The 18,828-nt window shown below is 67.8% G+C and carries 17 protein-coding genes and 2 pseudogenes; 8 read left to right on the forward strand and 11 right to left on the reverse strand.

What is annotated here, in order from left to right; translation table 11 throughout:
* Nucleotides 1–24 precede the first annotated feature (24 nt).
* Together Prubr_RS31455 and Prubr_RS31460 are read left to right on the forward strand one after the other, a co-directional pair.
* Complete coding sequence (locus Prubr_RS31455; protein ID WP_212818671.1) at nt 25–609, forward strand: TetR/AcrR family transcriptional regulator; 585 nt, start codon at nt 25–27, stop codon at nt 607–609.
* Nucleotides 610–1,104: 495 nt separating this feature from the next.
* Nucleotides 1,105–1,524, forward strand: a complete 420-nt coding sequence (locus tag Prubr_RS31460; protein WP_212818673.1) for a hypothetical protein — start codon at nt 1,105–1,107, stop codon at nt 1,522–1,524.
* Nucleotides 1,525–1,589: 65 nt separating this feature from the next.
* Here Prubr_RS31460 and Prubr_RS31465 read toward each other — a convergent pair whose 3' ends face one another.
* Nucleotides 1,590–3,131, reverse strand: coding sequence for a hypothetical protein (locus Prubr_RS31465; RefSeq protein ID WP_246567908.1), 1,542 nt, complete (start codon nt 3,129–3,131; stop codon nt 1,590–1,592).
* 73 nt (nt 3,132–3,204) lie between these two features.
* Here Prubr_RS31465 and Prubr_RS37380 point away from each other — a divergent pair, with 73 nt between their 5' ends.
* The 3 genes from Prubr_RS37380 (at nt 3,205) to Prubr_RS31480 (ending at nt 5,573) form a co-directional block, all read left to right on the forward strand.
* On the forward strand, nt 3,205–3,393 hold the full coding sequence (locus Prubr_RS37380; protein ID WP_281425962.1) for an LbetaH domain-containing protein: 189 nt from the start codon (nt 3,205–3,207) through the stop codon (nt 3,391–3,393).
* A gap of 37 nt (nt 3,394–3,430) precedes the next feature.
* The gene (locus Prubr_RS31475; RefSeq protein ID WP_212818675.1) at nt 3,431–4,222 is read left to right on the forward strand and encodes an AAC(3) family N-acetyltransferase; all 792 of its coding nucleotides are present in this window, start codon (nt 3,431–3,433) and stop codon (nt 4,220–4,222) included.
* Nucleotides 4,223–4,517: 295 nt separating this feature from the next.
* Nucleotides 4,518–5,573: a LacI family DNA-binding transcriptional regulator gene (locus tag Prubr_RS31480; RefSeq protein WP_212818677.1), complete on the forward strand. Its 1,056-nt coding sequence runs from the start codon at nt 4,518–4,520 to the stop codon at nt 5,571–5,573.
* Here Prubr_RS31480 and Prubr_RS31485 read toward each other — a convergent pair.
* From Prubr_RS31485 to Prubr_RS31505, 5 genes are all read right to left on the reverse strand, one after another.
* Complete coding sequence (locus Prubr_RS31485) at nt 5,511–6,794, reverse strand: MATE family efflux transporter (RefSeq protein WP_212818679.1); 1,284 nt, start codon at nt 6,792–6,794, stop codon at nt 5,511–5,513. The two genes, Prubr_RS31480 and Prubr_RS31485, sit on opposite strands and share 63 nt — an antisense overlap.
* A 71-nt stretch (nt 6,795–6,865) precedes the next feature.
* A complete protein-coding gene (locus Prubr_RS31490; RefSeq protein ID WP_212818681.1) occupies nt 6,866–7,867 on the reverse strand; it encodes a phosphotransferase family protein in 1,002 nt (333 codons plus the stop codon).
* Nucleotides 7,868–8,389: 522 nt separating this feature from the next.
* A complete protein-coding gene (locus tag Prubr_RS31495; protein WP_212818683.1) occupies nt 8,390–9,016 on the reverse strand; it encodes a hypothetical protein in 627 nt (208 codons plus the stop codon).
* Between the two features lie 208 nt (nt 9,017–9,224).
* Nucleotides 9,225–10,070, reverse strand: coding sequence for an alpha/beta fold hydrolase (locus tag Prubr_RS31500; protein ID WP_212818685.1), 846 nt, complete (start codon nt 10,068–10,070; stop codon nt 9,225–9,227).
* A gap of 332 nt (nt 10,071–10,402) precedes the next feature.
* Complete coding sequence (locus Prubr_RS31505; protein WP_246567912.1) at nt 10,403–10,753, reverse strand: VOC family protein; 351 nt, start codon at nt 10,751–10,753, stop codon at nt 10,403–10,405.
* Nucleotides 10,754–10,869: 116 nt separating this feature from the next.
* On the opposite strand from Prubr_RS31505, the pseudogene Prubr_RS37385 reads away from it, so the two are divergent.
* Nucleotides 10,870–11,396, forward strand: a pseudogene (locus tag Prubr_RS37385) (transposase family protein); the annotation flags it as partial.
* 179 nt (nt 11,397–11,575) lie between these two features.
* Here the strand turns inward: Prubr_RS37385 and Prubr_RS38430 are convergent.
* Nucleotides 11,576–11,751 (reverse strand): annotated as a pseudogene (locus Prubr_RS38430) (IS701 family transposase); the annotation flags it as partial.
* Between the two features lie 30 nt (nt 11,752–11,781).
* On the opposite strand from Prubr_RS38430, the gene Prubr_RS31520 reads away from it, so the two are divergent.
* The gene (locus tag Prubr_RS31520) at nt 11,782–13,008 is read left to right on the forward strand and encodes a hypothetical protein (RefSeq protein WP_212818691.1); all 1,227 of its coding nucleotides are present in this window, start codon (nt 11,782–11,784) and stop codon (nt 13,006–13,008) included.
* Nucleotides 13,009–13,324: 316 nt separating this feature from the next.
* Here the strand turns inward: Prubr_RS31520 and Prubr_RS31525 are convergent, their stop codons facing one another.
* From Prubr_RS31525 to Prubr_RS31535, 3 genes are all read right to left on the reverse strand, one after another.
* Nucleotides 13,325–14,554, reverse strand: a complete 1,230-nt coding sequence (locus Prubr_RS31525; RefSeq protein ID WP_212818693.1) for an MFS transporter — start codon at nt 14,552–14,554, stop codon at nt 13,325–13,327.
* A gap of 310 nt (nt 14,555–14,864) precedes the next feature.
* Nucleotides 14,865–15,347, reverse strand: a complete 483-nt coding sequence (locus Prubr_RS31530) for a DUF6644 family protein (protein ID WP_212818695.1) — start codon at nt 15,345–15,347, stop codon at nt 14,865–14,867.
* Nucleotides 15,344–16,129: a DUF6152 family protein gene (locus Prubr_RS31535; RefSeq protein WP_212818696.1), complete on the reverse strand. Its 786-nt coding sequence runs from the start codon at nt 16,127–16,129 to the stop codon at nt 15,344–15,346. The genes Prubr_RS31530 and Prubr_RS31535 overlap by 4 nt, the downstream gene beginning before the upstream one ends.
* A 174-nt stretch (nt 16,130–16,303) precedes the next feature.
* On the opposite strand from Prubr_RS31535, the gene Prubr_RS31540 reads away from it, so the two are divergent.
* Nucleotides 16,304–17,221, forward strand: a complete 918-nt coding sequence (locus Prubr_RS31540) for a helix-turn-helix transcriptional regulator (protein ID WP_212818698.1) — start codon at nt 16,304–16,306, stop codon at nt 17,219–17,221.
* A 171-nt stretch (nt 17,222–17,392) separates the two neighbouring features.
* Here Prubr_RS31540 and Prubr_RS31545 read toward each other — a convergent pair whose 3' ends face one another.
* A complete protein-coding gene (locus tag Prubr_RS31545; RefSeq protein ID WP_246567914.1) occupies nt 17,393–18,640 on the reverse strand; it encodes an IS256 family transposase in 1,248 nt (415 codons plus the stop codon).
* Nucleotides 18,641–18,828 lie beyond the last annotated feature (188 nt).

Consider the following 18,828-nt stretch of genomic DNA (forward strand, 5'->3'; position numbering starts at 1 on the left):
AACATCTTCGGCTAGGGTGGCATCGTGTCCCCGTACCATCACGGAAACCTCCGTACGACATTGCTCGCCGCCGCCGAGCGCAGCCTGCGCCAGCACGGCGCGGACCAACTCTCGCTGCGCGAACTGGCCCGCGAGGTCGGCGTCAGCCACGCCGCGCCACGCCGGCACTTCCCGGACCGTCAGTCGCTGCTGGACGCACTCGCCGAGGCCGGATTCGCCCGGTTGGACCAGGAGCTCCGCGCGGCGCTCAGCACCACCGGGACCGAGTTCGGGGCGCGCCTGCACGCCACGGCAGCGGCTTACCTGCGGTTCGCCACCGAGGACGCCGCACTGCTGGAACTGATGTTCACCCGCAAGCACCGCGAGGGCGCCGACCGGCTCCTCGCGGCCGCCGCCGCACCGTTCGGGCTGTTGCACGACCTGATCGCCGAGGGGCAGGAAGAGGGCCTACTCCAGCCCGGCGACCCGCAACGCGTGGGAATCGTGTTCTTCGCGACGCTGCAGGGAATCGCCACCCTCATCAACGGCAGCCTGGTGGCACCAGAACTGCTCGACGGGATCGTGGAGACCGCGGTCGACCAGTTCATGCGGGGATCGCGGCGGCCCTGAAGGTACGACCGGACCGCGACGGCTGAAGGACGACCGGCTCGGACGGGTGGGCGGCAGCCTCCGCGTCGATGACACCGAGCCGTTGAGGACCGGTAGGTCCGAGCCGCCACACGTAGACGGCGGGCCGGGCAGAGTCCATCCAGCGACCAGCGGCAGCTGGCCGTGACACCCGAAGCGCTCTACGAAGGAGCCATCGACAGCGTCACCCTGCGCGCCGTCATCCCCCACCACGGCGAGACCGTACGTGAAGGAGGCCCTGCGCCTTCCGCCCGCGCCGGGTTACACGGCAGTCGGCACAACGCCCAGCCAACCCTTGGTGGATGGAAGTGGCTATACCCAGCGTGACATCGCACCGAGACTCCACCGCACGCGTCACGGCAGATCCCGATACCTGATCATGGGCGTGATGCCCATTCTCGCGGCGACACGTCGGGACGGCGGAGCATCGACCACGCACGGTGCGGTCGGAACGCTGGAACTCGTCATACTGTTGCGATGGAAGCACCGTTCGACCAGGCATCGGCGGAAGCGGCCGAAGAGCGTGGCGACTGGGCTACGGCAATCGCTGTGGTCAGCGGATTCGCCGAGTGCTACAGCCGTGATCACTACCGACATCACGCGCACCTGTGGCATATGGAGTTGCTCGTGAAGGCCGGGCTCTTGCATGAGCTGGCGGAGCTCGCCGAGACCGACGTTCACGCACGGCGCCGGTTGGACAGGTTCCTGTACGAGGAAGACCGCGACGGCGAGCTACGGCGGCGTGCCGAGCACGGCGACAAGACCGCCCTGTACCTTCTCGTTCGTCTGCTTCGCGCCCGAGGAGAACAGAGGGTCGCCCAACAGGCAGTCGCCGACATCGGCGCGACCGACACTTACGCCATCGAACTGGCGAACCAGCCACTGGCGGACGGGTAAGGCTGGAAACGAACTTGTCCCGGCCGCAGGTCATGGCGCGGTCGGCGGCAGTAGCGTGCACCTGATCAGGCCTCCGGTACGGGCGCACTTTCCAGGATTCGACGCATCTGTTCGACCGGTAGTGCCGGATTGGCCGCCGCGTGTTCGGCCAGCTCCGGGTCGCCGAGCAGTGCGGTGATCCGGGCGTGCGGCAGTCGTCGGCAGGAGGCCGTCGCCTGCCGCACGGTGATGTCCGGATCGCACAACAGCTGTTCGACGAGTTCCGGGTCGGCCTGTGGGTCCCGGACGGCCAGCCGCCGTACGGCAGGGTCGGTGTGGTCGGCGAATACTGCCACTCCCGCTGTCGGGAAGCGCGCAAGCTCGGTGAGTTGCTCACGGCCGCAGCCGTGGTACTCCAGGAAGCAGCGCAACAGATGCCCCGAAGGGGCATCCGGATGATGCAGGGCGAGCAGCACCCGTACGCCAAGATCGGGGTCGTCGGCGAGACTGGTGACCAGGCTCGATGGCAGTTCGGGGTTTCGGGCCGCCCGGCGGCGTAGCAACGGGTTGACGGAACTGGCCCACCGCATCGCATCGGCGAGCGGGGGCACGCGTTCATCGACGAAGGCATGGTCGTGGTGCCGGCATCGCCGGCGGGGACCGTAGTGGCCGTCACCGCCAACCGTGGTGACATCGATGTCGATGTCGGCCCGCTGCTGCTCGGTCAGACCAGGATTAACGGAGACCGCGGTGCGGACCTCGACAACGGAATCGCAGGCGAGGAGAAGCAGTTGCTCGCGACTGAGGTCGATGCGCTCGGCGAGCCGGCGGCGAACCTCGGCGGCCGAGTGGCGCAGCAGCGCCTGCACCACGTCCGGCGGGGTGCTCGGATTCGGGCCCACGAAGTACAGCGCGGCTTCATCGCCGCTGGCGACGATCCGATCGACCAATGCCCGTGACAGCGGTCGCTGAAGCACGGCCCAGAATCCGTGGCAGTGATGATCGGGCAAATCGGCGGGCTGCATGACCCGCTGCTCCTCGGCGATGGCTGCGACGATGACCTCCCGGATCTCTGGGACCGGGTCTGCCATCAGTGCCCCGCGCGAGGAATCGTCCAGGTACCGCGGGAAAGCGGCCGCGTGCCGGCGCACGCGTGGATCGGGATGCTTCGCGGCAAGTCGGTAGAGACGCAGGTCGTATCGCATGGCCGGCCATAGCTCGGCGTACAGCTCCGGAACGGTCACGAGTGCCTCGGGAGGCACGTCCTCGATCCTCGCTAGCAGTGAGTGCAGTACGTGGTCGGAAAGAGGCTGTTGGTCCGGACTGCCGAAGGCCCGCACCACCACCCGCCAGTCGGGATCGGCCAGCAGCAGCCGGCCGCGAATCCCTGGATCGACTCCTGGATGCTCGGCCAGCACGCTACGGACATCGCGCAACGGATGCTCGACCATCACGTCCTGCAGCGGACGCGGTAGATCACGGCGGGCTTCGAGCCCCTGGCAAGCAGGCAACGGTGCGGTGCGGAGCACACCCAGCAGCACGTCGACCCGTGCCGCCGGGTTCCTGGCCAACCCGCGTAACAAACGTTCCGCTGACGTTGGTTGAGCCCTGGAGGCGTCACTGATCATTGCTTGCAGACTAGCGCTGGCCTGCACTTGTGCGACATCCGCTCGCCAAGCCGGTCACTACCAGCCGGTCGCTATCGGCGATCACGTCTGGATCGGCGGCGGCGTTACGATCATCCACGGTGTGGCCATCGGCGCGAACACGATCATCGGCTCGGGCGGCGTGGTCACCCGCCCGATCCCGGCGAACGTCGTCGCCGTCGGACCGCCGGCCCGGGTGCTGCGCGAGATCACCGACGCCGACAAGACGGGTTACCGGCTTTGATGCACGTCCGACATGCGATCGTGAAGGAGGGACGCCGATGCAGTCACGGCGCCCTGTTACCCGCACGCAGCTCGCTGCCGACCTCGAAGAGCTCGGCCTGAGCGCGGGAATGGCCGTGATGGTGCACACGTCACTGAAGTCCCTCGGCTGGGTCATCGGCGGCGAGCAGACGGTACTCGAGGCCCTTCGAGACGCCGTCGGGCCGACCGGAACGCTGGTGATGCCCACGCAGTCATGGCAGCTGTGCGACCCCGCCTACCTCAATCTGGAGCCCGCCGCGTGGTGGCCGGCCATCCGTGACAACCTGCCCGTGTACGCGCCGCAGGTCACGCCCACCCGGACCATGGGTGCAGTCGCCGAACTGTTCCGGACCGTGCCGGGCACACGGAGATCCGGGCACCCACATCGCTCGATATCCGCCAACGGACCGCAGGCGGCGGCCATCACGGCCACGCATGATCTCGACAGCCCGGTCGGGGAACGCTCGCCGCTCAGGGCCCTGTACGACCTGGACGCGTCCGTACTGCTTCTCGGCACGACACCGGCGAAGATCACCGCCCTGCACCTGGCGGAGCATCGCGCGCAATGGCCACGCAAGCACCTTGTCGGCAACGGTGCCGCCCTGATCAGAGACGGCCGCCGAACCTGGGTGAGCTGGGAAGAACTGTGGGTCGAAGACGACGACTTCGTCGATGTCGTCGATGCGTTCGTCGTCAGCGGTGGACTCCGCCGCACCGGCCCCGTCGGTGACGCACCTGCCCAGCTCCTGCCGATTCGCGCCCTTGTCGACTTCGCCGCGCCGTGGTTCAGCGCACACCGAACCCGCTGAACGCCGCTGACCGGGCCCAGCCCGCCGCGCCCCAGGGCACCGTGGCGGCCTCCACTGAGTCCTTCATGCCGTTCGCGGTTGCTGACCAGGATCGTGACCCAGCAGCTACGCCTTCACCGCCGGTCCGTGCAGACGCCCTCGGGCAGGCCGACTCGACACCTACACGCTGTTCGCGCCGAACGATCTGGGCGATCCCGTCCCGAACGACAAGGTCTACCGGTGGCCCGGTCACTGGCTGTGTGTAGTCGTAGGCTTCGTTTGCCTCGTCGGTCATGGATGTGGGGAGGGCTCAGGGATGGGCAGGTCGAGGCCGACGATCAACGATGTTGCCAGACGGGCGGGGGTTTCCCGGTCGACGGTGTCGCGGGTGCTGAACAACGAACCGGGTGCTTCGGAGCTGGTACGGGGCCGGGTTCGCGAGGTCGTGGCCGATCTGGGATACGTGCCGGACCAGGCGGCGCGGGCATTGGCGTCGGGGCGGCAGCGTGCGGTCGACGTTGTGGCGGTGACGCACGGCCCGGTCATCGGCTGGCTGGGCTCGCATCCGTACTACAGTCGGGTGTTGGCCGGCGCTGCCTCGGCGTTGGCGGGCACGGATGTTCAGGTGCGTATCCAGGCCATCACCGACCCTGATGACTTCGCGGCGATGGACGCGATCGCCGAGCGCGCCTCCGTCGGTGCGGTGCTGACGAATGTCACGTCGGCCATGGCGTCGCGGTTTCAGCAGCGGTGCCGCCGGGTGGTGCACCTGTCCCCGAGTTCGCCGACGGTGCCGGTCATCGAGGCGGACAACGTCGGGGGCGCGTACGCCGCGGTCGAGTACCTGTACGGACTGGGTCGGCGGCGTATCGCGGCGATCTACGGCCCACCCGACAGCTCGGACGCGGTTGATCGCCGGACCGGCTACCTGCGCGCGGTTCGCGAGTTCGGTCTGCCGGAGCTGAGCGACGGCGGTGACTTCCGGCGCGAGGACGGCCAGGACGCCGCCCGCCGGCTTCTGGAGGATCATTCAGATGTCGATGCGATGTTCGTGGCCTGTGACCTGATGGCGGCCGGCGCGCTGCAGGCGATCACCGCCACCGGCCGGGGCGTCCCGCAGGACATCAGCGTCGTCGGTTTCGACGACAGCATCGCCGCGGTGTGCGCCAACCCGCCGCTGACCACGATGCGCATGCCCGTCGAGGAGATGGCGGCCGCCGCGACCCGTCTGCTGATCGACGGCGCTGTCCGGCCCGGGTATCGGCAGTGCTTCCCGGTCGAACTGGTGACGCGGGCGAGCACCGTCCGATCACCCGTCAACTACCGGACGCCTGATGGTGGTGACAGGGTCGCCGGCGCGTACGCGCCGTAGGACAAGCAGGGCGACGAGTGCGGAGACCGCTTCGCCGGCGGCGAGGCCCGTCCAGATCGCGGTGACGCCGGCGTGGCTGAACGCCACGACGAGCGGCGCCTTGATCAGCACGAGCGTGCCGACGGAGATGAGGTACGACGGAGCGGTCCGGCCCAGCGCCTGGAAGTACGCCGACACGAGCGGTGGGATCCCGGCCACGGCGACCCCGACCGCGATGACGCGCAGTGCGTGCTCGGTGGGGCCGGCGATCGCGGGATCGTCGACGAAGACCGCCACCAGTGGGCCGGAGAACAGGATGAGCGAGAGGGCGGCGAGCGCGCCGTAGCCGAGGGAGGCCCGCAGGGCGAGCACGCGGGCGCGGCGGACACGGTCGTGCAGCCGCCGTCCGACGTTGTAGCCGACGATCGGCTGCACGCCCTGGCTGATACCCAACTGCGGCATCATCACGAAGGTCTGGATGCGGGCACTGACGGCGTACGCGGCAAGGGCCAGCGTGCCCGCGGCCCCGGCGAGCAGGTTGTTCACCAGGACGCCGAGCAGGGTGGCGCCGAACCCGGCAAGGAACGACGGCGTGCCGATGCCGACCAACGCCCGCAGGGTCGGGCCGTGCGGGATCAGGTCACGCCATCCGATGTCGTACGCCCGGCGATTGCGGCCGAAGAAGAACCACAGGGCCATACCCGCGGAGACCGTCTGCCCGCCCACCGTGCCCAGCGCGGCGCCACGCACGCCCAACCCGAAACCGAAGATCAGGATCGGGTCCAGGGTGATCTGTACGAGGACCGCGACGACCCAGATCATCGTGGCGTAGCGCATACGGCCCTCGGCGCGGACCAGGCTCGAGAAGCCGGTGGCCACCAGCGTCCCGCACAACAGCACCACCACGTACGCGCGGGTGTCGGCGCGGGCGTCGCCGGTCGCCCCGAGCAGCGTGAGCAGCGGTTCGATGGCGACCAGGCCGACGATGCCGAGCGCGGCGGCGGTCAGCCAGAACAGGGCCAACGCGTTGCCTGCCGCGCGGGCCGCACCGGCGGGATCACCCGCACCGAGACGCCGGGACACCAGGGAGGCACCGCCCACACCGACGGTGGTCGCCACCGCGCCGAGCACGAGCAGCACCGGGGCTGCGAGGTTGACCGCGGCCATCGCCTCGGTGCCCACCCCGCGCGCGACGAACCACGCGTTCGTCAGCGCGTAGATGCCGTAGACACCGACCGACACGGTGGTCTGGGAGCAGTTGTGCCACAGCAGCCGCCCGACCGGCCGGGTCCCCAGCGCCGCAGCGCCGACGCTCAGCGGTCCACCTTGTCGGACGCGGCCATGAGCAGGCGCAACTGCCCACGGGCCCAGTCGTACTGCGCGGTGGTGGTGTGCCCGCGGTAGTCCGTCTCGATGATCATGACGAGGATCAGGTAGATGCTGTAGAGCCAGCGGCGCCGCCGTTCGTTGGCGGTCAGTTCGCCGTAGCCGTACCCGCGGATGAATGCCGCGGGGTCGCCGAAACCGTCCGGCAGGTCGATGCCGGTGAAACCTGCCTCCATGAGCGGATCGCCGAAGAAGGCACGCTCGTGGTCGATGATGCAGACGATCTTCCCGTCCCGGACCATCGTGTTGCTGTCCCACAGGTCGATCTCGATGAAGCGCGGCTCGGTCACCTCGTCGAGAGCGTCCAGGTGCGCGTCGGTCGCCTTACCGATGACGTCGACGTCGTAACCCAGGTCGACGCCGCGACGCACGCCGTCGCCCAACACCTCCGTGAGCTTGCGGCTGAAACAGGCCCGCCAGGTCGGCTCCCCCGGTCCGGCCAGCGCACCGAACCAGTCCCCGCGGATCGTGTTCAGCTCACGGTTGGCCGCGCCCAGCGCCTCGTTGTAGGCATCCCGCTCGACCGCAGACAGCTTTCCCTCCTCCTGCAGGATGCCGAAGTTGTCCGCCTCGACGAACGGCATGAAGAAGTAGTCGGCGTCGCACAGCTCTCGGCTCCGGTCGGCGAAATCGACCGCCGGCACCGCAACGGCGCTGCGCTCGCGGATCAGACTCAGTGCCACCAGTTCGGTGGCCATCGCCCCGCGCTCATGGCTCATCACCTCGACGTGCGCCGGCGGCGCGATCTTCAGAACCACCTGCCGGCCGTCACGTAGCCGAATCCGGTACGCCACGTTGAACCAGCCGTGCTCCAGCTCGCTGACCCAGTCCCGATCGTCGCCCCGGGGAACCTGATCAGGCCCGTAGGCACGGGCGATCATCGCCCGCAACGTCGCGGGTGACTGGCGGTTCTTCGTGATGCTCTCCATGAACAGGTCCGTTTCGAGTGAAGAAGCGACGCGTACGGCAGACGGCGATATGCGGCACGGCGGTAGGCGCCGGTTGCTGGGCTCGTGGTCGATGCCCGCTCTGCGGGCGAGGACGAAACGCACGGTAGAGGCGAGAGCGCTCCCGGGAGAAGACCTCGCCTCGACGCCGTCTCCAAATCGGTGCTGCGGCCGCTACGGCGTACCAACGCAGGTAGTCGGACCTCCGCGCCGCCGCCCACAGCGGCTATGCCTGGAGGGTCAGCCCCATCCGAACCGGGCGTCGGGCAACAGCAGCCGGGCACCGGCTGCCACTCCCGCATGACCGGCCTCGCGGAACACCGACCACAGCTCGACCGGCAGCGCGAGCGACGGCCTGGACGAAACCGATGCCGTGGCGATACGGACGTCACTGGCCGATGCAGCCGAAGCCCTGCGGTTCACCGCGGGGCAGCTCGCCGCTGCTACACCCGCCGGCACCGACCTGCGCCAGCAACGGCAGCGGCCGTTCGCCGCCGATGGCTGTCACCGGTACGGGATCACGATGGGCTCCTCGCGGCCCCGCATGTCAATGACGGTGACGTGCCCGGGTCCGGCGGGGTCGACGCAGTCCGGGCCGTGCAGGTCCAGGGATGCCAGGTTCGCGGCGATGACCTGGCCCGGACCGAAGTAGGCGTTGTTCAGCTCGAAGGACACCCTCGTCCCCACCCCGGTTGGCGGATGAATGTCGCGGGGCTCCGCAATCGGGTGCAGGCCGGCGAGTTCCTGGCAGAGGCCGCGCCCGTCCCGCCACACCTCGACCACGGTGCGTGAACTGACAGCGGCGGCTGCGGCGCTGATCCACCGGACGGGACCGAGCAACGACCCGTTGTAGCCCAGCCGTACGGAGCCGGACCCGGCCAAGGCATCGGCTTGATCGTCGGTGACCACGAAGGAAAGGTCACCGGTGACCTCGGCCGTGGCCCGCAGGGTATGCGCCGCGGCAAGCCGCGCGGCCGGGTGCAGCGCATGTGCCAGCACGCCGCTGAGCACACGTGTGGCGAGGTCAGGGCTGCCTCGACCGGTGCCGAAGTACATGTCGAGCCATCTCTTCACGGACTCGTCGAACTCGAGAACCTCGATGCCGTCCGTGCTGTACCCGTTCCCCTCCACCGAACCACAGTACTTTTCGTCGCGCCACCGGCGGTCGCCGCGACCAGGCGAGAGCCAACTGGGATGGAGCGGGCCACTTGGCGGTCGATCTTGTGGATGCCTCGGCGTCACCCGGAGTTGGGCCTGCAGCGTGGCGAGCTCGGGCATGAAGGTGGCGAGTTGGTTCTCGGCTCTCAGACATCCGCACGTTGGCCGTTCGCATCTCCTCTCATCGGAGTTCGGCGCGGGTGAGGAGATCACGGATCAGTTCCTCCTGGCGGTGGAACGCCTCGAGGTGGCCGCCCTCCCACAGCCGCAACTCGACGGATGGCAGCCGGTCGGCGAGCCGCTGCACGGCCTGGAGTGGTTCGTTGGCGTCGTGGCGGGAGTGGTACCAGACGACGTGGACAGTCACTGCTTCGGGGGCGATGTCCCAGTCGGATGCCGCGAGACACTCGTCGCACCAGCCCTCCGCGCCTTGGCGTAGCGCTTCGGTCCGGTCCTGGCGCAGGATCTGCTGGAAGGTGGGGTCGCTCAGCACCGCCTGGTCTTCGGGCGGAGCATCGTGCATCGAGGTACGGATGTCGGCGAGCGGGTCGGCGAGCGCCTTCTCACGGTAGTCGCGCAGCAGTTGGTACAGCGCCTCCTGGCCACCGTCATCGAAGCGCCGGTGGGCTTCGGCGTTGTAGCCGATCAGCAGTGGGATGTCGGCATCGGTCAGCGGGGCGCCGCCAGCGATCACCGTCGCGGCACTGATCCGTGCCGGGTGCCGGGCGCCCAGCGCGAGCACGTGCGCGCCGCCGCCGCTCTGCCCGGTGACCGGCACCCGGTCCAGGCCGAGGTGGTCGAGCAGTTCGACCAGGTCGTCGGCGACCGAGGCGAGGCCGCGGCCGGGCATCCGGGTCGAGGCGCCGAAGCCGGGGCGGTCAGCCATGATGACCCGTACCCCGAGTCGCTCCCAGATCGGATGCCGGGCGAACCGGGATCCGGGTGTGCCCTGCAGCCGCAGGATCGGGATCCCGTCGGGCACACCCCATTCGTGCCAGGCGAGCGTCCGCCCGTCGCGAAGGGTCAACCGTCCGTCCACATCCGAAGCTGAATCCATGACGGACTACTCTTCCAGCCGCGGTGGAATGAGCCACGGCGGATCGGCCGCGCCGGCTCCTGCCGGCCGCCGGGCTGGTCGACGCTCGTCCCGGCGCGAAGGTTGGGTGCGGATCGGGCGATACGCCGTAGCGACGTCGCCGAATGGGTTCCCGGACGCATGGGTCGATGTCGGCTGGCATTGATCTCAGGTGTTCTCACCCGGTGGAGCGTTCGCAGGCGGTGGCCGGCTGTCGTCGTCCTCGTGCGGCCTGTCCGATCTGGTGGTGCCGATCGCCGTCACCGACGCCGATCAGAATCATTTCAGGCAAAGGCAGAAGGGGTTACCTGCAGGGTCCAGGAAGACCCTGTAGGACGCACCGGCTGGTCCGGGTGCTTGGTTCCACCGAGGTTGATCACTGCTGCCTCGGCGGCGTCAAGGTCGTCAACGAGCATGTCGAGGTGCATCTGCTTGGGTCGCTCCTGGGTCGGCCACGTCGGCGGCGTGTAATCAGCGACCCGATGGAAGGCGATGCACTGGCCGTCCTCGGGGCAGCCCGAAGCCCGGTCGGCGGAGACGTCGATCTTCCAATCCAGCATCGCGCCGTAGAACCTGGCGAGCGCACCAGGATCGGGGCAGTCGATAGCGATGAGGGGCAAGCGAGCGATGGCCATGCCAGCCAGGATATCGACCATTGCGGTTGGCGAACGGCCGGATTCCGCAGTGACGTGCCGGCGCTGTTGACCGTCGTACGTCCGCTCATAGCCACGACTCGGGGTAACCCCACCCGTATCCGGTGGTCGCCAAGCGCAAGGAGCTGACCAGACGGACCGGCCCGGCGGTACACGACGATCTGCTGCAACACCGGTTCACCGCCGGCGCGGCAAACCGGGTGCGGCTAACCGACATCACCAAGCACCCCACCACCGAGGGCAGGCTGCACCTGTACGCGGTCAAGGACGTGTCTCCGGCCGGATCGTCGGCTACTCCATCGGCTCATGGATGAAGGCATCCCTGGCCGTGGCGGCGTTGTCGAACGCCGTTCGGCAGCGGGAGGGACCCGGCCGGCACGATCGTGCACTCCATCCGCGCAGTTCCGGTCAAGAGAGTCGTGAAGGCGTTGCACCCCAACGGGTTGGTCGGCTCGATGGGCCGGGTCGGCGCAACCGGCGACAAGGCCGCGATGGAAGCGCATCGCGCCCGGCTGCAGACAGTGTTCTGGACCGGCAACGCTGACGCACCCGCCACGACCTGCGCCTGGCGATCGTGACCTGGATCGAGCGGACCTACCACCGCCGCCGGGGTCGGCCTACGCCCACCCCTGTCACGGGCCGTGGTCATGGACCACGCCGAGGCGCAGGCCGTCGCCGTCCTGCGCGGCCGGGTGCCCCGCCCGACGCGACGCTGGTCATCAACAACGTACCCTGCGACGACCCGAACCTGCCGCTGGTCTGCGAGAAGATACTGGCCAAGATCCTGCCGCCGGCAGCGACGGTGAGCCAGGCGTGTGGGGCCATGGCCAGAGTGATGTGGGCGCGCCAGGCCCGCCGGTCGCGCACCTGGTAATCGTCGAGTCCGGCTTCCTGTTTGGCCTGTTGAAGCATTCCTCGATCGCCCACCGGCTGCCGGCGGCCCGGAGCAGGTCGACCAGGCGGGTGCGGCGGGGCATAGCAGCCGTCGTAGGCGGTCTGACCCTCCCCCGATGACGCGGGAGGGCTTGGTCTCCACAGAATCCGGGACGGTTCAGTTGATCGCGGTGACCAAACCAGGCAACCTGGCTACACACTGGACTGCCCTGGAGGGACTCGCCATGACCGAAGCTCCGATTGACGCTGTCGACGCCGAAAACGACGACGCCGACCGTCAAGCTGTCGAGCATGAGCGGGCCAAGCTGCGGAATTTCGTCAAAGGGCTGAGCCCGGACGACATCAAGTCTGGTGGCTGGTTCACCAAGCTCCTCGCCCAGGCCCTGAGCTCCTACACCGCCAAGGTCGACTGGCAGTACTTTCAGCAGCGGTATGAGGGCGTACCCGCGGATGCCATTGTCGATCAGCGGATCAAAGTAGCGGCTCGGTACGCCGCGCTCGAAGGAGGGCTTTCCGCCGGCGCCTACACGGCGACCGTCGTCGCCACCCTCGGGACCTTCGGCGGTGCCTCGCCGGCGACTGTCCCGGCCGCCATCGCGACCCTCATGGTCGATGTCACGTTCATCAGCCAGCTCCAGCTCCGCTTGGCACACGATGTCGCAGTGCTCTATCGAGTTCCGCTCGACCTGTCCGACCCCGAAGACATGTGGAAGCTCATCCGAGTGGCCTTCACGATCAAGGGCGGAGAAGTCGCCCGTGAAGGTGTACTCAAGTTTGCGCCTGTCATGGCGCGACCGGTGATCAAGCGCTTCTATTCCGGAGCTGTGCTGAGCGCCGCGAAGGGGTTGCCCTTCGTCGGCAAATTTCTCCTGCAGCGCAACGTCATCAAGATCGGCATCCCCATGGTCGGCGTTCCACTTGCGGTGGTGTTGAACCGCTATACGACGCTGCTCGCCGGGCGGCACGCGCAGGCCGTCTTCCGGAACGAGGCGCGGGTGATCGAAGTCGCTGACGGTCTGAGCAAGCGCAGTCAGCACCCACAGTTGATGTTGTGGGTCGCGTGGCTCGTCATTACGGCGGACCGTAAGATCGCCGACGATGAGACGCTGTTGTTCCGACACTTGGTAAGGCTGGTCCGGGATCAGCATCAGGTGGTCGATGAGCAGCTCGCTCACGTTATTGATATCGATCGCGATGAGGTATGGCAACGTCTCGACGCCGAGCCAGGCGACCTGAGCGACATCTTGGACACGGCGAACCGGGTGGCCGCTGTGGATGGTGCCATCAACGCGCTCGAACAGGCAGTCATCTCGGAGCTTCAAGATCGCTGCCTCCGAGCCTGACGCCCGAGCCGAGACCTTCACCGATCCGGGGCCCTGCACCGCAATTGCCATCCGGAACAGCGGCTACTTCAGCGAGACCGGCACATACCCCACTGCCTCGACCGCCCCGATCCGAACGATGCGAAGCAAGGGCAGACCCAAGCTAAGACCGCAAGTACTCCAGCCACTCTTCCATCAGGTGGGGTCTCTGCTGGTAATGGCCGACCCTATGGCGGGTACGGCGGTACAAACCCCGTGTCCAGGATCAGGGGTAAGCCCCAGGATCGCCGAGAGGGTACGTGCTTCATCGCCGGTGGCGTTCGGACCCCGGCCAACCTCAGTCACGTCGGGTGCTACCGGCAGAACTGCTTGCTTGTGGTCCGGGTTCGCGGGTGGCGATGAGGACGAAGAGCGAGCAGACGACCGTCACGGTGCTCATGGCCAGAGCGACCTGGAGAAGAGTCAAGGTGTGGGTGAGGGCTCCGGCGATGAGGCCGGGGATGGCGGCCGAGGTGTAGGAGATGAGGTAGATGGTGGCGAGAACACCGGCGCGGTCTTGGGGTTCGGCGCCGGTCAGGAGCGATTGGACGGAGCCGGAGAACGCGACGCCCCAGCCGGCGCTGGCGAAGAGACTGGCGACGAGGAAAGGGACCGTCGCGCCGGTGGCGAGGCTGACCACGACTGCGACGATCGAGATGGCGAAGACGCTCATGCCGAGGCGCTGCTTGCGGGCGGGGCTGAGCCTGCCGGTGAGGAATCCGCCGAGTGGATTGAGCAGCATGATGGAGGCGAACACGGCGGCGGCGACGAGGGCGTTGGCGGTGCCGAACTGGTCATCGGACACGGCTGGGCCGAAAGCCTGGTAGAAGCTCCTCATGACCCAGGTTCCGAGGATGACTGCGGCCGCGTAGGGCAGCACGCGGCGGGAGGCTCGCGGAACGTGGATGTGAGGCCGGACGGTGCGCGATGCGCCGGGGATGCGGCGCACGGTCTCGGGGCTGAGCGCGACGAGCACGGCGCATACGGCGAGTAGCGCGACGATCACGAGGTAGATCAACTGCCGCGGTGCCGGCTCGTACTCGACGAGTGCCCCGGACAGGAGGGCGCCGGCGGGGAGGCCGACCATGGGAACGGTGCCGGTGATGACGGAGCCGAGCCAGGTGGGCTTGGCGGGTGAGGTGTCGACGATGTAGGCGGTGACAGCGCTGGAAGCCAGGCCGCCACCGAGCCCCTGCAGGGCGCGGCCGATTATCAGCGGGACTGCGTTGTGCACGTCGAGCATGAGCAGACAGCCGGCGGCGGCGAGCCCGAGCGCGGCGAAGGTGATCGGCCGGCGGCCAACGTGGTCGGAGATACGGCCGAAGAACAGCAGGGCGACAGCGACGGCCACGAAGTAGGAAGCGGCGATCACGGCGAGTTGACCGGTGTTGACGCCATCTTCGAGCCGGTAGGTCTCGTACAGGGATACCGGGGAGCCGGCGGCGGCGAAGACGGCGCCCAGGGACAGGGACACCGCCACGAAGCCGAGCCGCCGGCGGCCGTCTGTGAGCAGGTCAGGTAAGGGCAAAGCAGGGTTCTTTCGTGACGGTCACGAACCCTCGGGGCAGGCCGAAGGGGTGTCATTCGTGCTGGTGTCAGAACTGGATCAGGGCCAGCCCAAGTCGTGGTCGCGGCCGGGTCGCCGTGGTCCGGCAGCGCCGGAGCTTCCCATGGGTGTCGTTGGGGACCGTGTGGCCTGCCCCGGTCCGATCCGAAGTTCCGGACCGGGGCCAGGCGCATCGCCACTCCGCTACTGAGCGGCGGGCCCTTCAGGCCAGAGCATAGGGTCTGCGACAACCCCCGACCCCGGAAACGCGTCAGGCGCATCCAGCCTGCTGTCATGTGTAGGCGATGAAGCGACCGGCAAACACGGTCGCTGTCCACGCCAGCATCGAGACGACAGCCGCGGCATGTGCTCGTCGTGGGGTGGTGGATGCGGTGTTCCAGCTATCGACACGACGATAAACACCACGGTGGAAGAACAGCACGTTAAGGCCGGCTACGCCGATGAGCGCGAGCTTCCAGGGAAACGCCCCGGTCTGAGCGACGGCGACGGCGCTTCCGGCGAACAGCGCGATCCCGGTCAGCGCGGTGATCAAGAACCCGAATCGGGAGACCCGCAGCAAACACGTGGCAGCAGTGGTCACCCGGATCAGGCGTGAGCCGACGCCGAGAAGCCGCAGATCGAAGCATATGGCTGTCCCGACCAGTACGGCGAGACCGAGAATATGCAGACTCTCCAGCGCCGCGTACAGGTACGGGGTGCCACGCACAGCCTGTCCTAGCCCGCTGCCTTGCAGCCATTCCAGGAACTCGGTCATCTCTCGTCACTGGACGGTCGACGGCGAAGGTAGATCCAGCCACCTGCGACGGCAGCAACAATAGCCGTGCCAGTGACACTCCACGGTGCCGCTGACGTGGACGCCGACGCGTTGGTGCCGGCCTCGTTCGCTGACTCCTCGCTGGCATCGTCTGATGAATCAGCGGGGGGTGGTGTGGCCGCTTCGTCACCTGTCGCCCCGCTATTGGTGTTCTGCGGGGCGGGTTCGGGTTCCTGCGGCAGTGCCAGCAGCCGCAGGCGGATACCTTGGCCGTCTTCCAGCCAGATGGTCTCCGGACGGAGCAGTTCGTCATCGTCTTGGTGTAGGTAGCCAACGGCCTCGATCTGATCGCCGACCTGGAGGGGACGGTCCATTCCCTGACGCTGGTTGTATTCGATGGTGCCCAGAATCAGTTGCAGATGGTCGTTGCCGCCGTCGTAGGGGCGGGCCGAAAGCATGGTGGCCTGCCCGCCGATCTCCTCCAACCCGCCGGGAAGTTCGCGGTCGAGCCAGCCTTCGGAAAGGGCGACGTTGGTGATCGCAATGGTGGCGTCGACGTGTGGATTGCCCCAGTCAACCTCGGTCAGTTCTCCGGAAAGGTAGTACGCGTAGCGGGTGTCGAACTCGCTCCAGCCATGATGGGCCGAAGCCGGCGCGGCGCCCAGTACGGCCGATACGCCGACCCCGGCACCTACAATCAGCACGGTCAGTGCGGCGCGTATGTATCGCCGTCCGCGCCGCGGCTCGAAGACTGGTCGATCGTGAATGGTTTCAAGTGGCATGAATCGGTCATCGACTTTCGGCTCAGAGTGCTTGCGAAAGCACCGAGTGGGTAGGTCGCGGCCGTCGGACCTATGCTCCACTCCACCTGATGTTCGGCCGATCAAACAGGTCCTGCCGGACCGGGGTACTCGCAGAACCCGTCTGCTGCGAGTTAGCGAAAGTATCCTGGCCTCATGTCCCCGCAACGCACTGCCAGGAGCCAAGAAGTCCGTAACTTCCTGGTCACACGCCGCGCCAAGGTGACCCCGGAACAGACTGGTTTACCGCAGTACGGCGGCACCCGCCGGGTTCCCGGCCTGCGCCGCGAGGAGGTCGCCATGCTCGCCGGGGTATCGGTCGACTACTACACCCGGCTGGAGAAGGGCAACATCGCCGGCGCGTCGGAGAACATCCTGGATGCGATCTGCACCGCACTGCAGCTCGACGAGGCCGAACGGGTGTACCTGTTCGATCTGGCCCGCGCCGCCAATGCCGCCAACCCCGACACCCGCCGCAGTCGGCCCGTCGGGCGCCCAGTCCGCCTCAACGTTCGCGCTGGCGTCCAGCAGATCCTCGACGGGATGGCACAGACGCCCGCGTTCATACGCAACGGTCGTCTCGACATCGTCGCGACGAACGTTCTCGGCCGCGCCTTGTACGCACCGATATTCGACAGCCCGACCCGCACCAGCGCGAACGCGCTGCCAAACCTGGCCCGATTCCGATTCCTCGACCCCGCCGCCCGTGACTTCTACCCCGACTTCAATGCGTCCGCGGGCAGCAACGTGCAGCTGCTGCGGGCCGAAGGTGCCCGGAACCCGCACGACAAGGGCTTCACCGACCTGATCGGCGAACTGTGCACACGCAGCGAGGATTTCCGCATCCGCTGGGCCTCCCACGACGTGCGCCTGCACCACAACGGCATCAAGCTGTTCCACCACCCCATCGTCGGAGAACTCCGACTCCACTTCGAAGCCTTCGACCTGCCCGCCGACCCCGGCCTAACCCTTACCGCCCTCAGCGCTCCCGCCGACTCGCCCGCCGCCGACGGGCTCAAGCTCCTGGCCAGCTGGGCACTCAGCCAGACCGACCGGAGCACGAACGTGAAGTGACCCTGAGTGCACCGGGTCGTGGTGGCCAACGCTGCCCCAGGGCCACATGCCCGCCAGCGCCGGCCGACGCGGCTACGAGCCCAAGATTGCTGAGGGCAGACCCGGAACGAAGGGTCACGTCCACGGTGGTGGTGTATGAGCTGACGGCCACCGGTTGATCCTGGGATGAGCTTATGCGGTGGTCAGTGCGGGTTTGGGTTGCGGCACGGCGTCGGGTTGTTGGTTTTCGGGGGTTTCCTGGCGGGCTTTGGTGAGGAGTTCGGGCCCGATGTAGCGGCGTTGTTCGGTCCATTCGTCGGTCTGTTCGGCCAGGACGGCTCCGACGAGGCGGATGACGGCGGCTCTGTTGGGGAAGATCCCGACGACGTCGGTGCGGCGTCGGATTTCCTTGTTCAGCCGTTCCTGTGGGTTGTTGGACCAGATCTGGCGCCAGATCTCGTGTGGGAAGTTGGTGAAGGCGAGTAGGTCCTCGCGGGCCTGGTCGAGGTGTTCGGCGGCGGTGGGGTACTTGGCGTTGATGGTGTCGACGACGCGGGCGTACTGGGCGCGGACCTCGCCAGGGTCGGGCTGGTCGAAGATGGTGCGGACCATGGTCGCCACCCATGGTTGGGCGCTTTTGGGGACCTTGGTGAGCAGGTTGCGTAGGTAGTGGGTGCGGCAGCGTTGCCAGGACGCGCCGGGTAGGGCGGAGCCGATCGCGTCGACGAGGCCGCGGTGGGCGTCGGAGATGACCAGGCGGACGCCTTTGAGGCCGCGGGCGGTCAGGCCGCGGAGGAACGCGATCCAGCCGGCGCCGTCCTCGCTGGCGCACACGTCGAGGCCGAGGACCTCGCGGTGGCCGTCGGCGTTGACGCCGACCGCTACCAGGCAGGCGACGTTGACCGTGCGGCCGTCCTCGCGGACCTTCATCGTCAGCGCGTCCAACGCCACGAACGTGTAGTGGGCGGAGTCCAGGGGCCGGCTTCGGAACGCCTCGACCTGGGCGTCGAGGTGCTGCGCCATCTGTGACACCTGCGACTTCGACAACCTGGTGACGCCGAGCTGCTCGGCGAGTTTCTCGACCCTGCGGGTCGACACCCCGAGCAGGTACGAGGTGGCCACGACCGTCACCAGGGCCTGCTCGGCGCGGCGTCGGTGTTCCAGCAGCCAGTCCGGGAAGTACGAGCCGTGACGCAGTTTCGGCACCGCCAGCTCGACCGTTCCGGCCCGGGTGTCCCACTGTCGGGCCCGGTAGCCGTTACGCGAGTTCGTCCGCTCCGGGCTGCGCTGGCCGTAGTCGGCCCCGCAGACCGCGTCGGCGTCGGCGGACATCAACGCGTTCGCGAACGCGGTCACCATCGCCGCCAACACGTCCGGGCCACCCTCGGCCAGTTGCTGGCGTAGCAGGTCGGCAGGGTTCACACTCTCTAATGCGGTCATCGGTGCGGTCTCCTTCAAGATCTTGGTCGGTCTCTGAAGGATCAATCCGATGGCCGTTCATCTCGTTACGGGCGAGTCAAGGACCCGACCGTCGTACACCACTCCCGTGGACGTGACCGAACGAAGCCGTGCGGTGCCTCATACGACGACTGGCTGAGTTCCCCCTGCTTTGCTGGAGCGGTGGTTAC

Origin of the sequence: Polymorphospora rubra, from assembly GCF_018324255.1 — a bacterium.
Taxonomy (GTDB): Bacteria; Actinomycetota; Actinomycetes; order Mycobacteriales; family Micromonosporaceae; genus Polymorphospora; species Polymorphospora rubra.

Coding starts and splice junctions, on each gene's coding strand:
- Prubr_RS31460 (WP_212818673.1), top strand. CDS start 1,105: ATGGAAGCACCGTTCGACCAGGCATCGGCGGAAGCGGCCGAAGAGCGT.
- Prubr_RS31465 (WP_246567908.1), bottom strand. CDS start 3,131: ATGATCAGTGACGCCTCCAGGGCTCAACCAACGTCAGCGGAACGTTTG.
- Prubr_RS31475 (WP_212818675.1), top strand. CDS start 3,431: ATGCAGTCACGGCGCCCTGTTACCCGCACGCAGCTCGCTGCCGACCTC.
- Prubr_RS31480 (WP_212818677.1), top strand. CDS start 4,518: ATGGGCAGGTCGAGGCCGACGATCAACGATGTTGCCAGACGGGCGGGG.
- Prubr_RS31490 (WP_212818681.1), bottom strand. CDS start 7,867: ATGGAGAGCATCACGAAGAACCGCCAGTCACCCGCGACGTTGCGGGCG.
- Prubr_RS31505 (WP_246567912.1), bottom strand. CDS start 10,753: ATGGCCATCGCTCGCTTGCCCCTCATCGCTATCGACTGCCCCGATCCT.
- Prubr_RS31520 (WP_212818691.1), top strand. CDS start 11,782: ATGACGCGGGAGGGCTTGGTCTCCACAGAATCCGGGACGGTTCAGTTG.
- Prubr_RS31530 (WP_212818695.1), bottom strand. CDS start 15,347: ATGACCGAGTTCCTGGAATGGCTGCAAGGCAGCGGGCTAGGACAGGCT.
- Prubr_RS31535 (WP_212818696.1), bottom strand. CDS start 16,129: ATGCCACTTGAAACCATTCACGATCGACCAGTCTTCGAGCCGCGGCGC.
- Prubr_RS31540 (WP_212818698.1), top strand. CDS start 16,304: ATGTCCCCGCAACGCACTGCCAGGAGCCAAGAAGTCCGTAACTTCCTG.
- Prubr_RS31545 (WP_246567914.1), bottom strand. CDS start 18,640: ATGACCGCATTAGAGAGTGTGAACCCTGCCGACCTGCTACGCCAGCAA.